The organism is Sporomusa aerivorans, assembly GCF_041428895.1.
In the GTDB taxonomy this organism is placed as follows: Bacteria; Bacillota; Negativicutes; order Sporomusales; family Sporomusaceae; genus Sporomusa; species Sporomusa aerivorans.
This window is the reverse complement of record NZ_CP156926.1, coordinates 4,106,419-4,120,925: the sequence shown is the minus strand read 5'-3', so window position 1 is coordinate 4,120,925 and position 14,507 is coordinate 4,106,419. Positions and strand designations below refer to the sequence as shown.

The window sequence follows — 14,507 nt, the reverse complement described above, 5'->3', positions numbered from 1 at the left end:
TTCGTTAAACTATGATAAAAGCGGGGTTAAAGAATGAACTACCGGAGTATGGGGAGTTATTTTCGGTCGCATGTGGTCGGCACTGAAACCAAAGTCTCCTTGGCAAACGGCAAGCATGTACTGTCGATTAATTTTGATAATGCGGCTACCACACCGCCGTTATATTCGGTATTAAAGGCAATACTCTGTTTTGCACCCTGGTATGCCTCCGTTCACCGCGGCAAGGGCCATAAATCAATCTTCACGTCAGAGCTTTATGAACAAGGACGGGAGATTGTTCGCCGTTTTGTCAACGCGGATAATGATGATGTTATAATTTTTACCAAAAGTACAACTGAAGCTATCAATATACTGGCGTACGCCCTAGCCAGCGGTGATAAAGAGCAGGTCGTTTTATCAACCGATATGGAACACTTAGCCAATGATATGCCCTGGCGCGACAAGTTCACTATTGACTACATTGCTTTAACCAAGGCGGGCGGTTTATCCTTAACCGACCTGGAAACAAAGTTAAAGCGGTATGAAGGAAAAGTAAGGCTGGTTGCCGTAACCGGTGCCTCGAATGTTACCGGGTACATAAATCCAGTTCATAAAATTGCACGGCTGAGTCATAAATACGGAGCCAGAATTTTTGTAGACGGTGCGCAATGGGTTCCGCATGCTTCTGTCGATATGAAGCCCGCTCTATCAGTGGAGCACATTGATTATCTTGCATTTTCAGCGCATAAAATGTATGCGCCTTTTGGCGCCGGTGTGCTGATCGGTCCAAAGGATACTTTCGCTAAGGCGGCTCCCGCATATCAGGGCGGAGGGGCAGTCGGGCTGGTGTCGCAGCAAGCTGTTACCTGGGATGACCCGCCGGCAAAATACGAAGCCGGTACACCCAATATGATGGGGGTGCTGGCAATGACTACCGCTATTGAAACTTTGGGCAGACTGGATATCGCTGATATCCATCATTATGAGCGGGAACTTATTGATTATGCCATTGATGCTCTAAAATCCGTTCCCGGGATTACGTTATATAGCATCCAGGATGGGAGCGAAGAGAGGGTAAGCCTGCTGTCTTTTTCTATGGAAGGATTGCATCACAGCCAGGTTGCGGAAATATTAGCCCAGGAAGCCGGCATTGCTGTTCGCAACGGTTTATTTTGCGCCCACCCCTATGTCGAAAAGTTGCTGGGATTAAGTGATGATACTATCAAATACTATCAAACCCATGACGATACGAGTATACCCGGGCTGGTACGCATAAGTTTTGGTATGTATAACACTTTCCAGGAAATTGATGTGTTTCATCGATTGCTGCTGCGTGTTGCCAAGCATCAGACCTACTATAAGCGTAAATATGAGTATGTCCTTGACCCTGGACGTTGTAATGCATGCAGTCAGAGGGAAGATCCGTATTGCTGACTTAACTATCAAAACCACTCAGACGCTGGCGTTGCCAGTTCCGAGTGGTTTTGATCTGATGGCTAATCCCGTTTTCATTTTAGTTATTAGAACTGACAGATTTAATCCATTCCTCCAACTTGGCCAAAACTTCCGCCCGGGCAGTGTCCACTTCGACGCCTCGCCATTCCTGGCCTGTTTCACCGTCAAACCAAAGATCTTTTTGCGAGAAAGTTCCGGTAGGATAGAGTTTTTCTTTGGCAGCATCTAAGATACCGTCAAGCATACTCTGCTTAATGGTTTTCCTGATCATGCGGCAACCGGCTTTTTCAGTGCTGGCGACCTCTATGCCATCGGGGCCGGCACTAAGCTCGACGTGGGAGAGCAGTTTGCCTTGATGGTTGGCGGCAGCTATAGCCTGCTTGGCGTAAGCGGCGGCCTGCTCCCGTTTAATACTGTCATCATTTACGGTAACTCTGACATTGCCGATAATAAGCTTATACATGACGCACCTCCTTATGAACTATTGTATGACTATTAGACTGAGATAGAACAGTTTTCGTGGTCAGACCATACGTTGACTTTTGTATTTTATTGCTATATAATGGAACATACAAATCTTATGAGGCAGATTAGTAAGTTGTATAATGCAGTTCAGAAAGTTGGCGGTTGTTGCGAGCCAATCTGTGATATAGCCGAACTCACTGCTGAAGAGCGCTGTGAAGGAAATAGCAGTCGACGCAAGCCGGCGTTATGGGCAAGAGTGGATGGCACCTGCCATCAAACAGGGTGGTACCGCGAGAAGTCTCGTCCCTGGCGTCAGCCACGGGACTTTTTTTATCCTGATAGAAAGTATAACTTTAAGTCAGGATAGAACCTATACCGGCATTTCGCTTTTGCCACAGGCTCGGCGGAAGCCGTGTGTTCTTTACTATCTGTCCGAGGGGGATTGAATTACTCGATGAATGAAAAATATACGCCGCACGAGATTGAGGCCAAATGGCAAAAACTCTGGGCGGAAAATGATGCCTTCAGCACGACGATTAACCGGCAGCGACCAGAATACTATGTCCTGGAAATGTTTCCTTATCCGTCAGGTAATCTGCACATGGGACATGTGCGCAATTACTCGATCGGTGACGTTGTAGCCAGATTTAAAGTCATGCAGGGATATAACGTTTTGCACCCGATGGGCTGGGATGCTTTTGGCATGCCTGCTGAAAACGCTGCTATCAAAAATGGCATTCATCCTTCTTCCTGGACTTGGGATAATATTGCTAACATGCGGCGGCAGCAGCAGGAACTGGGACTATCTTATGACTGGGACCGGGAAGTAGCCACATGCCACCCGGATTATTATCACTGGACACAATGGTTGTTTTTACTGTTCTATGAACGTAATTTAGCATATAAAAAGAAAGCGGCAGTTAACTGGTGTAACGATTGCAATACCGTACTGGCTAATGAACAGGTTGTTGACGGCCGCTGCTGGCGGTGCGACTCGGTTGTTGTCAAAAAGGATCTTGAGCAATGGTTCCTGAAAATAACCGATTACGCTGATCGCCTGTTAACCGATTTGAATGAGCTTAAAGGCTGGCCTGAACGTGTTAAAACGATGCAGGAAAACTGGATCGGACGCAGTGAAGGTGCTGAATTCAGTTTTGCCGTACCAGAAATAGATGATAGAATTGCCGTATATACCACTCGCCATGACACGGTTTTTGGTGTCAGTTATATTGTCTTGGCGCCGGAGCATGTTTTAGTAGACAAGCTTATCGCCGGCAAAGCCGAGGAAAGTGCTGTCCGGTCATTTATCGACCGGGTCAGAGGGCAAAGTGAAATTGCCCGTACTTCCAATGAAACCGAAAAAGAAGGTATTTTCACAGGTGCTTATGCGATTCATCCGTTTACCGGTGAACAGGTGCCTATTTGGATTGCGAATTATGTCTTAGTTGAATACGGTACCGGCGCAGTAATGGGAGTACCAGCCCACGACCAGCGCGACTGGGACTTTGCCGGCAAGTATGGTTTGCCGAAGAAGATTGTAATTCAGCAGGTGGGCAAGGAGCTTGCGCTGAGCGATATGAACGGGGCCTACGACGATCAGGGGGTTATGGTTAACTCCGGTGAATTTGACGGCCTGGATAACGAAGCGGGCAAGGTCAAAATTGCTCAGTGGTTTGAACAGCAAGGTATCGGCAAAAGACGAATTAATTACCGTCTGCGGGACTGGCTTATTTCCCGGCAGCGTTATTGGGGAGCGCCTATTCCGATTATTTACTGCGCGGAATGCGGTACCGTACCGGTTCCGAAAGAGCAATTACCTGTATTACTTCCGAATAATGTTGATTTTGCCAGCGGGTCAGTGTCGCCATTAGCCAAAGCGGAAGAATTCATTAACTGTACATGTCCAAGATGCGGCGGCAAAGCACGGCGGGAAACAGATACCATGGACACCTTTATTTGTTCTTCCTGGTATTATTTCCGCTATACCAGCCCGCATAGCGCCGACGAACCGTTTGATCCGGACAAAGCAAACTATTGGATGCCTGTCGATCAGTATATCGGTGGTATTGAGCATGCCATACTCCATCTCTTGTATTCACGCTTTTTTACCAAAGTTTTAAAAGATGCCGGTCTGGTTAACGTCAACGAACCGTTTAAAAATCTTCTTACCCAGGGAATGGTTATCAAAGACGGAGCCAAAATGTCCAAATCAAAAGGCAATGTCGTTTCACCAGAGGAGATTATTGGTAAATACGGCGCCGATACGGCAAGATTGTTTATCTTATTTGCTGCGCCGCCGGAACGGGATCTGGAGTGGAGTGACCAGGGGGTAGAAGGAGCTTACCGGTTCTTAGGCCGCTTATGGCGTATTGTTGGCTATTATGAACCGCTTTTCCAGGCAGAGACTGCCGAATATGATCCGAAACAACTGAGCAAAGCCGAAAAGGATCTTCGCCGTGTTCTGCATGTGACTATTAAGCGGGTAACGGAAGATATCGGTCAGCGTTTCAATTTCAACACAGCCATCAGTGCCATCATGGAATTGGTCAATGCCATGTATGCTCTCAAAGAGCAGGGGGTAACACCAAACGCAGGACTGGCGCAGGAGGTTGTTGCCGGTCTCCTGAAAATGCTTGCTCCCTTTGCTCCGCATGTTGCTGAAGAATTGTGGCAGGAAACAATTGCTGACGGCAGTGTTCATAAGCAAACCTGGCCTGTATTCGATGCTGCTGCCCTGGAAGTCGAAGAGGTTGAAATTGTTCTGCAGATCAATGGCAAAGTACGTGATAAAGTTGTCGTTCCGGTTGGCCTGACCGGCAAAGAATTGGAAAAGACGGCTCTTGAACAGGAAAAAGTCCGTGAGCTTATTGCCGGCAAAACAGTTGTCAAAGTTATTTCTGTGCCGCAGAAATTGGTTAACATTGTTATTAAGTAGAAATACTAAAATGAATAGCTTAGGAGGCGAAACAATGAGTATCCTAAACATTGCTAATGTGACAGAATTCTATAACAGTGTGGTTAAGTCAGAACAAGCTGTATTGGTTGATTTTTGGGCACCGTGGTGTGGTCCCTGCAAAATGGTGGGACCCGAAGTTGAGGCTGTAGCCAAGAATTTTGAAGGGCGTGCCGTTGTCGCCAAGGTTAATATTGACGAACAGCAGGATTTAGCCAGCCAGTATAATGTTATGAGTATTCCTACCTTGATCGTTTTTAAAGGTGGCGATGAAGTTGGCCGGATTACCGGCTACCGTCCGCAAAAAGACATCGCAGCTATGTTGGAAAAAGCTCTTTAGTAGCGCTAATCTCCCGGAATGGCTTCCGGGAGATTTTTTTATTCCGATAGAAAGTATAGCTTTCGCCTGCATAAGGTCGACATCGGTTTTCCACTTTTGTCAAAGGATCGGCGCAAGCCTGGTTTCTATATTGTCTATTAACTTGTATTTATTTGTAAATTTTGCAATAATTAAACTGCAATAGAAAGGAGATGTAAAATGCGGTTTCGTTTAACGTATGCTAGTGTTTTGCTCATGATAGCATGTTTGGGACTATTCTGTTTTTCCCCAATTGCAGCGGCAGCAACTGATTCTGCGGGCACGATTACCCTGGATATAATTTCGGTAAACGATTTTCATGGCGCGTTAGCGGAAGCCGGAAAAAATCCGGGTATCGCGAAACTGGCAACTTTAATAAAGGCTGAAATGGCTAAAAATCAGAGCGGCACAATTATAGTCAGTGCCGGCGATATGTTTCAGGGAAATCCGGATTCCAATATGCTCTATGGGCAACCGGTGGTTGCCGCGATGAATAAGATCGGATTTTCCGCAATGACCACCGGCAATCATGAGTTTGACTGGGGCCAGGATGTTCTCAAGAAACTTATTCGTCAGGCCGGGTTCCCGGTAATCGCCGCTAACATTCTGGACAAAACTACAGGCAAACCTGTTGCACTTGTAAAACCCTACATAATAATTGAGAGAAACGGGCTGAAAATTGCTCTCATTGGCCTGGCAACTCCCGAAACGGTTTTTAAGACCAATCCCAAACATATCGCAAACTGCACTTTTTCCGATCCTGTACAGACCGTCCGGCAGCTTGTGCCTGTTCTGAAACATAAGGGAGCGGATGTTATTATCGTGCTGTCGCATCTGGGCAGCAGCGTTGATAGCACCACCGCCCAAATCACAGGAGAAGCCGCAGAACTGGCTTTAGGAATAACGGGCGTCAACGCGATTATCTCAGGACATAGTCATTTGCAGGTTGCCGGAAGTGTCAACTCTATACCCATTGTTCAGGCAGGGTATAACGGCCGGGCAATAGGAAAAATCACCTTAACTGTTGCCAAGAAAGATAAACGGGTGATAAACGCTAAGGCTGCCGTAATAGCGGTGGACTCAGACCGATTAGCGGCCGAACCGGAAATTGCAGCCATTGTTAACAAAGTTCAGAGTCAAGTCGCGCCTGTCAAGGATATTGTGCTTGGCCGGTCAGTAAATGAACTAAGTCATGACAGGAAGACGTTCTCGCTGCTGGGGCAGTGGGTGACTGACATAATGCGCCGTACGGCAAACGCCGATATTGCCTTTCAAAACGGCGGCGGTATCAGGACCGGTATCCCGCCGGGCAGTGTTACCATGGGGAAATTGTATGAAGTATTGCCGTTTGACAATACGCTTGTCACACTGGATCTGACAGGCGAACAGATTTTGCGGGTACTTGAATATGGCATTTACAATCAGCAAATCGGCATGCTGCAGTATTCCGGCTTGACAGTAAAATTTGATGCATCGTTACCTGCCGGGCATAAAATTACCGATGTAACCTTAAGTACTGGCGAAAGGCTAAACCTGGCTAAATTATACAGGGTGGTCACCAATGATTTTATGGTCCAGGGCGGCGACGGGTTTACCGTGTTCAGCCAGGGGGTACATATCACAGATACCGGAATTCCCCTGCGTGATTGCCTGATTGATGCTATAAAGGCAACGGAAAATATCTATGTTACGCCTGATAATCGTTTTAGTGAAAGTAACGGTTTAGGAGCCCCTGAGAAACCAGCTGCGTAATTTTGGCTTTTTAGGGGTGGGAGGAAAGTTTGTTCACTAGCAGGGAACCTCTTGCCATATGTCGAAATGACTATAAACTTGAATTCGAAGGAGACATAATTAAAGATGATAGGTTGTACCAAACTGCTTTGCGGCACGGCAACAGTGTCGGACATAGTAAAATATGGCCGCAGTTCCCGTAACTTACCGCCACAGATGCTTCAATTTTCCTCAGATGCAACTCCTATTGTTGTATGGAATTCGACCAACCGCTGTAATCTTAATTGTCGCCACTGCTATATTTGTGCTGAAGACCGTGAATATGCCGGGGAATTTACCACTGCCGAAGCAAAGGCTTTTATCGATGACCTGGCCAGTATGAAAGTGCCAGTTCTCTTGTTTTCCGGCGGTGAACCGCTAGTGCGGCCTGATTTATTTGAATTGGGAGCTTATGCTGTTGAAAAGGGAATCCGTCCTGTCATATCGACAAATGGTACGCTGATTACACCGCAAATGGCCAAACGCATCAAAGATACCGGATTTCAATATGTTGGTGTCAGTGTCGACGGCAATGAAGAAGTTCACGACTATTTTCGGGGCAAAAAGGGCGCATTTCAGGAGACAATTGCCGGTATTCGCAACTCGATTGCCGCCGGTAATAAAACAGGTATCCGCTTTACCGTAAATAAACTGAACTATCATACGTTACCCGATATTTTAGATATTGTCGAACAGGAAAAAATACCCCGTTTCTGTATGTATCATCTGGTGTATGCCGGACGCGGGCGGGAGATGGCTGAACTTGACACCACGCCGGAGCAAAAACGCCAGACTATTGAGCTTTTAATTGAGCGCACACTGGATTTTAATAAGCGTGGTGTTGAAGTAGAAATTCTGACAACAGATAATCACGCTGATGGAATTTATATTTTGCAACATATTGAACGTACGCAGCCGGAGCGGGTCCCGGAAATTAAAGAACTGCTAGCCATGCACGGCGGTTGCTCAGCCGGTCAGAAGATGGCAAATGTGGATCCCCAGGGAGAAGTTCATGCCTGTCAATTTTGGGGACATAAATCGCTGGGGAATGTTCGCAAGCAGCCATTTAGTGAAATCTGGCAGAATGGACAAGATGAATTTCTGTGCAAGCTGCGGGATAAAGCAAGTTTCATCACCGGCCGCTGTGGTGAGTGCCGTTATAAAAAGTATTGCGGTGGTTGCCGGATAAGGGCGGAGGCTGTTACCGGTGATTTGTGGAGCGAAGATCCGGCTTGCTATCTAACTGATTACAAGGAGTAGCTGCATGATAATTTCATGGAATACCACACAACAATGCAATATCAACTGTGTCCATTGTTACCGGGATGCAGGTGCAAAACAGGCGGATGAGTTAAGTACGGCAGAAGGCAAGAAACTGCTGGGCGAGATAGCAAAAGCCGGCTTTAAGATTATGATTTTAAGCGGCGGCGAGCCCCTCCTGCGGCCTGATATTTATGACCTTATTTCCCATGCCGCGTCTGTTGGCCTCAGGCCGGTTCTCGGCACCAACGGCATTTTGCTGACCGGGGAAGTGCCTGCTAAACTTAAGGCCGCAGGCCTGATGTGTGCTGGTATTAGCGTTGATAGTTGTGAGCCTGAGCGTCATGACACTTTCCGGGGATTGCCGGGTGCCTGGCAGCAAACTATGCAGGGGATCAAACATTGCCGGGAAGCCGGTCTGCCATTTCAGATCCATACAACGGTAACTAACTGGAATGAAAATGAGATTACCAGGATCACTGATTTAGCAGTTGAACTGGGTGCCGTTGCCCATCATATTTTTTTCCTTGTACCTGCCGGCCGGGGAAAAGATATCGAAGAAACAACGTTAAAAACAGCCGAATACGAAGCGCTGTTAACACGAATACTTGACAAGCAATTAACAACTTCCATTGAAATAAAGCCGACGTGCGCTCCGCAGTTTATGCGTATCGCCAAAGAGCGTGGCGTGCCAATGCGATATACTCGCGGCTGCCTGGCAGGTACTTCTTATTGTGTTATACTACCTAACGGGGACATTCAGCCTTGTCCCTATTTACCACTTAAAGTGGGAAATGTCAGGGAGAAAGCTTTTGATATTATTTGGCAGGAAAGTCCGGTATTTAACCAATTGAGGCATAAGCCGCTCAAAGGCGGCTGCGGTACCTGTGGCTTTGACAATTTATGCGGCGGCTGCCGCGCGCGGGCCTATTATTATTCTGAAGGTGATTATTTGGCAGAAGAACCCTGGTGTGACCGGGGAATACGATAATTAACCCAATAGTAGAAGGAACTGTCTCGCTCTGAGACAGTTCCTTCTTTGCTTTAGCGAAAGAAGTCATAAGTTTTTTTAATATAAGGCAACATCGGTTTATGCTTACTTCGGCGTAAGGCGTGTTTTCATAGCGAATAAACACTTCAAATAATGGGAATCTAATAAGGCAGTAGTATGTGATTCTGGATATCCAGGAGGTGTCAGCAGCTTGGAATGGAAGAAATATCTGGCAAGCAATACTCTAAAACTCATCCTGTTAGGCGCACTGGCGGCCGTTGTCGGTTTGGCCATAGCCGGCGGCGGTATTGCTTATGCGGATAAAGCATCATTTTGCAGTAGTTGTCACTCTATGCAGCACGTGGCAGCCACCTGGCAAGTTTCTAATCACCGGCAATTTACCTGTGGAGACTGCCATTTGCCACAGGAAAATATAGTAAATAAGATGATGGTAAAGGGGCAGACCGGGATGCATGATACCTATCATGAATTCCTCCGCGACTATTCTGATACAATCCCAATTAGTGCAAAAGGCAAAAGTATAGTTAACGGCAATTGTTTACGCTGTCATGCTTACACAGTGGGTAATACCTTTATGTCAACAGGCGGACAAGATTGTTTAAAATGTCACCGGGGCATGATTCATAATCAAATTGTGATTAAGGAGGGAGTTCCTGTTGAATAAAACGCAAAAAATACTGACGGCATTTCTGGTTCTTGCAATTGTGTTTGCCGGCGTAGTAATTAGTCGTGTATGGCTGTTCAAGCCCCAGTCAACCGTCAAGCTTGTGAAAATTCCGGCAGGGGAGTATGATACGGAAGTATGGGGAAAAAACTATCCGCTGCAGTATGCCGGCTATCAGAAGAGTATGGAGATGACCCCTTCACCCACTGGTTATGGCGGCGGTATGAAAGTGCAAAAAGCCGAGATGCAGCCAGAGCTATACATAAACTTTAAAGGCAATCCGTTTAGCAAAGATTATACAGAAGACCGGGGACATCCCTATGCTATGGAAGATTTGCGGGAATCCAAGCGGATTGGCCCGGCTGCCAAGGCCGCCTGTATTACCTGCAAAACGCCATACATAGAACAGTTATACAAGGAACAGGGATGGGGCTACGCCAATCAGCCGCTCCTGGAAACTATGGAAAAGGCTAAACACCCCATTAATTGTGCCAACTGCCATGATCCGGAAACCATGGGACTTAGGGTGATTAACCCGGCGTTTATAGAAGGCATGCAAAGAAGAGGCATTGATATAACCAAAGCCAGTCGGGAAGAGATGCGCAGTTATGTTTGCGCCCAATGCCATTCGGAATATTATTTTGAACCTGGTACTTTTAAGGTTATTTTTCCCTGGGACAAAGGTTTAACACCGCAGCAGATGTATGAGTACTATGCCACAAAGCCAAATGGTTTTGCGCAGGACTTCGTGCATCCTGATTCCGGCGTGCCGGTGTTAAAAGCCCAACACCCGGATTATGAGGAATGGCAGAACGGCGTTCATGGCCAATTTGGGGTTTCCTGTGCTGACTGCCATATGCCCTATATGCGAAAAAGCGGGCAAAAGTATTCGTCACATTGGATAACAAGCCCGCTCAAAAACATTGAGGAATCCTGCTCACCCTGTCATACCCAGGGAAAAGAACTGTTGTTTAGTCAAGTGAAAGCCTTTCAGGATAATGTCTGGCAACTGCAGCATACAGCCGGTCAGCAGATTGCCAAAGCGCATACGGCTATTCAAAAGGCGAGTACTGCCAGTGCCGTTAGCCAGACAGAGCTGGCTAACGCCCGGGAGCTTTTACGCCGTGCTCAGTGGTATTGGGACTATGTGGCAGCTTCCAATAGTATGGGCTTTCATAATCCTGTACAGGAACTGAATACGTTAGGACAGGCCATTGATTTGTCCCATCAGTCTGTTAATGCCGCTAACAGGGCGGCAGGGACAAATACTTTATAGAAAATGCCAAGGAAAACTTCAGCGTAATGTTTTTGTAAAAACTTATGGCGGAGTGAGATTGCTAGCTGAGCGCTCATGATGACCGAAAGGTTTGTCAGTGTGAACATAGTGATGCAATCTCATTTTTTTGCAGTTTAATGTGCGGATAATAATTTGTTGTGAAATTTGTGAAAATAGGTAGTGGATATGAAAAATTTATACAGGAAACTTAAAGTATAAGCCGAATAATTTTAGATAAGAATTCTATTCCAATTTTTTTAAGGGGGGCGACTATGGAAAAGCGGCATTCCCTTTGGGGATTATTTCAAAAGAAGAATCTTAGCAGGCGAGATTTCCTTAAAACCTGTGTGGCCTTGACCGGCATGATGGGCCTATCTGTCGACTTGATACCCCAGGTTATTGAGGCTGCGGAGAAAAAAACGTTACCGCCGGTTATTTGGCTGCATGGCCATGAGTGCACCGGTTGTGACGAATCTTTCATTCGTTCTCAGTCACCGCTGGCTTCCGACCTTATCCTTAATTTGATTGCACTTGAGTACATGGATGTGCTGGCTTCTGCTGCCGGCGAGCCGCTGGAACATCATCTGGAAGAAATAATTAAGGAATACGCCGGTCAATACCTTTTGATTTTTGAAGGGGCTGTACCTGTCGCAGACGACGGCATATACTGTATGGTTGGCGGTAAGCCCATACTTGAAACCTTAAAGCATGTGGCGCAAAACGCTGCCGCCGTAATTGAGAATGGATCATGCGCCGCCTGGGGCGGGATCCAGGCGGCCAGGCCTAATCCCACCAAGTCGGTGGCTGTAAGTGAAATCGTCCGTGGGAAGCCAATTATCAAAGTGCCGGGCTGTCCGCCGATTCCCGAAGTATTGACGGGAACGATAATGCATTATGTTCTGTTTGGCCAGCTGCCGCCTGTCGATAATCAAGGCCGGCCAAAGCAGTTCTTTGGCAATCGGATTCATGATACCTGCTACCGGCGGCCGTTTTTTGATTCTGGAATGTTTGTCGAGAAATTTGACGATATGGCCAGTAAGGCCGGTTGGTGTTTGTATAAAGTAGGCTGCCGCGGACCGGAAGCTTATAACTCCTGCGGGAATATGCGTTGGTGGAACGGCATGAGCTATCCTATCCAGTCAGGCGCACCCTGTGTGGCCTGTGCGGCCAATGATTTCTGGGATAATGACCCTTTCTACGAACGGTTGCCGAATATTCCTGTACCTAATACAATTGTTAATGCAGATAAAGTCGGCGCCATCCTGGCCGGTGTAACTACTGCCGGTGTTGTTACTCATGGTATAGCCTCCTATGTCCAGCATAAAATGCATGAGGCCAAAGCGGGCAAAGAACCGGCAGGGAATGGCGGCCATAAGGTGGAACAAGACCAGGATCAAGAATAGGGAAGAGGAGGAGCGGTTTAGATGAAACGCATAGTTGTTGATCCAATCAACCGGATTGAAGGCCACCTGCGGGTTGAGATAAAAGTAGATGAAACTACCGGCAAAGTCGAAGATGCGCTTTCAAGCGGCACTGCCTGGCGGGGGATCGAACTCGTGTTAAAAGGACGTGATCCGCGCGATGCCTGGCTGTTTGCGCAGCGTATATGCGGTGTATGCACCACCGTGCATGCGTTAGGCAGCTTGCGGGCTGTCGAAGATGCGTTAGGGATTCAGATACCTAAAAATGCCAATTATATACGCAATATTATTGCGGCTTCCCAAACGGTGCATGACCATATTGTACATTTTTATCACCTGCATGCTTTAGACTGGGTCAGCCCGGTGGCGGCGCTAAAAGCCGACCCGGCAGCCACAGCTGCTCTGCAGAACTCCGTTTTGGAGAAATACAGCTTGAAAATTGAGGGACCTATTGGCTTTGCCACCAATGCTTATGCCAAAGATTTTCCCAAAGCAACCACAGCTTATTTTAGAGAAATACAAAATAAAATAAAAGCCATTGTCGAAAGCGGGCAATTAGGGATATTTGCGGCTCATTACTGGGATCATCCCGACTATAATGTTTTGCCGCCGGAAGCTCACCTCATGGCGGTATCGCACTATCTTAACATGCTTGACCGCCAACGTGAACTGGTGTATTCCCATCTGGTTTTTGGCGGGAAGAATCCGCATCCGCACTATATTGTAGGCGGCATGCCCTGCTCAATTTCCATGAATGACATGAATGCACCGGTAAATACCGAGCGGCTGGCGCTGGTGGATACATCGGTCAATCTGGGCATTGATCTTGTTAATAATTTTTATATACCAGATTTATTAGTTATTGGCGATCTGTTTATCAAAGCCGGCTATGTGGATGGCGGCGGTTTGGCCGGCCAGCGGGTACTTTCTTTTGGTGAATATCCCGATGAACGCTACAGCGGTATTTCTAACGGCGATTATTTCAAAAATCTGCTGGTTCGCTCAAATGGCGTTGTGGAGAATTTTGGCCAAGGTGTAAGCCAGGCTGTATTCCACCCACTGGAGGGTAAGGACCTAAGTGATCCGAATGTATTGGCCGAAGGGATTGAACATGCCTGGTACAGTTATCCCGAGGCCGGTAAGGATCTTCACCCCTGGAGCGGCGTTACCTCTCCACAGTATACAGGGCCGAAGGAAGGCACTAAGACCAACTGGAAGTATCTTGACGAAGCCGGCAAATACTCCTGGATTAAGACGCCAAAATGGAACGGCAAGATGGTGGAAGTCGGGCCGCTGGCTAAATATATTATTGTATATACTAAAGTTAAGCAGGGTATTATTCAGCCAACGTGGGCTGAAAAGCTTATGGTCGATCAAATTGATGCCGTTTCAAAAACACTTAATTTGCCGCCGGAAAAATGGCTGCCTACTACGGTGGGACGTACGGCTGCCCGTGGTTTGGATGGTCAGCTAAATGCTTACATCAATAAATATTTCTTAGATAAACTCATCAATAGTGTTAAGGCCGGTGACACAACTGTAGCCAATACGGCTACCTGGGACCCAGCCAGCTGGCCCAAAGAAGCGAAGGGTGTCGGGCTGCATGAAGCCCCGCGTGGAGGACTTAGTCACTGGGTAACAATTAAAAACGGCAAAATTGATAATTATCAGGCTGTCGTTCCTTCTACGTGGAATGCTTGTCCCCGGGATGGTAAAGCTGGTTATGGCGCTTATGAAAGCAGTATGATTGATACGAAAGTAAAAGTTGCCGAGAAACCGCTGGAAATACTGCGGGTTGTTCATTCGTTTGATCCTTGCCTGGCCTGTGCCACCCATCTTTATGACAAAGCAGGCCAGGAACTTGCAGTTGTCCGCACCGACCCGTATTTGTAAA

At 47.1% G+C, this 14,507-nt stretch carries 11 protein-coding genes and 1 other annotated feature; of the genes, 10 read left to right on the top strand and 1 reads right to left on the bottom strand.

Annotation, left to right across the window (positions count from 1 at the left end; translation table 11 throughout):
* Positions 1-33: 33 nt before the first annotated feature.
* On the top strand, positions 34-1,413 hold the full coding sequence (locus SATMO3_RS19905) for an aminotransferase class V-fold PLP-dependent enzyme (RefSeq protein ID WP_371371478.1): 1,380 nt from the start codon (positions 34-36) through the stop codon (positions 1,411-1,413).
* 79 nt (positions 1,414-1,492) lie between these two features.
* Here the strand turns inward: SATMO3_RS19905 and SATMO3_RS19900 are convergent, their stop codons facing one another.
* A complete protein-coding gene (locus SATMO3_RS19900) occupies positions 1,493-1,897 on the bottom strand; it encodes a hypothetical protein (protein ID WP_371371477.1) in 405 nt (134 codons plus the stop codon).
* A 108-nt stretch (positions 1,898-2,005) separates the two neighbouring features.
* Positions 2,006-2,210 (top strand) — a binding site (T-box leader).
* A gap of 143 nt (positions 2,211-2,353) precedes the next feature.
* Between SATMO3_RS19900 and leuS the strand changes: the two genes are divergently transcribed.
* The 9 genes from leuS (at position 2,354) to SATMO3_RS19855 (ending at position 14,506) form a co-directional block, all read left to right on the top strand.
* Complete coding sequence (gene leuS / locus SATMO3_RS19895) at positions 2,354-4,834, top strand: leucine--tRNA ligase (RefSeq protein ID WP_371371476.1); 2,481 nt, start codon at positions 2,354-2,356, stop codon at positions 4,832-4,834.
* A gap of 34 nt (positions 4,835-4,868) precedes the next feature.
* The gene (gene trxA / locus SATMO3_RS19890; protein WP_371371475.1) at positions 4,869-5,192 is read left to right on the top strand and encodes a thioredoxin; all 324 of its coding nucleotides are present in this window, start codon (positions 4,869-4,871) and stop codon (positions 5,190-5,192) included.
* Positions 5,193-5,390: 198 nt separating this feature from the next.
* On the top strand, positions 5,391-6,962 hold the full coding sequence (locus SATMO3_RS19885; RefSeq protein WP_371371474.1) for a bifunctional UDP-sugar hydrolase/5'-nucleotidase: 1,572 nt from the start codon (positions 5,391-5,393) through the stop codon (positions 6,960-6,962).
* 105 nt (positions 6,963-7,067) lie between these two features.
* A complete protein-coding gene (locus SATMO3_RS19880; RefSeq protein ID WP_371371473.1) occupies positions 7,068-8,240 on the top strand; it encodes a radical SAM protein in 1,173 nt (390 codons plus the stop codon).
* Between the two features lie 4 nt (positions 8,241-8,244).
* Positions 8,245-9,231 (top strand): putative heme d1 biosynthesis radical SAM protein NirJ2, encoded by a 987-nt coding sequence (gene nirJ2, locus SATMO3_RS19875; RefSeq protein WP_371371472.1) that lies wholly within the window; start codon positions 8,245-8,247, stop codon positions 9,229-9,231.
* 211 nt (positions 9,232-9,442) lie between these two features.
* Positions 9,443-9,916, top strand: coding sequence for a cytochrome c3 family protein (locus SATMO3_RS19870; RefSeq protein WP_371371471.1), 474 nt, complete (start codon positions 9,443-9,445; stop codon positions 9,914-9,916).
* Positions 9,909-11,192, top strand: coding sequence for an ammonia-forming cytochrome c nitrite reductase subunit c552 (locus tag SATMO3_RS19865; protein ID WP_371371470.1), 1,284 nt, complete (start codon positions 9,909-9,911; stop codon positions 11,190-11,192). The genes SATMO3_RS19870 and SATMO3_RS19865 overlap by 8 nt, the downstream gene beginning before the upstream one ends.
* A 272-nt stretch (positions 11,193-11,464) precedes the next feature.
* On the top strand, positions 11,465-12,595 hold the full coding sequence (locus tag SATMO3_RS19860; RefSeq protein WP_371371469.1) for a hydrogenase small subunit: 1,131 nt from the start codon (positions 11,465-11,467) through the stop codon (positions 12,593-12,595).
* Between the two features lie 21 nt (positions 12,596-12,616).
* Positions 12,617-14,506 carry a nickel-dependent hydrogenase large subunit gene (locus SATMO3_RS19855; RefSeq protein ID WP_371371468.1) on the top strand — a complete coding sequence of 630 codons (1,890 nt, stop codon included), beginning with the start codon at positions 12,617-12,619 and terminating at the stop codon, positions 14,504-14,506.
* Position 14,507 lies beyond the last annotated feature (1 nt).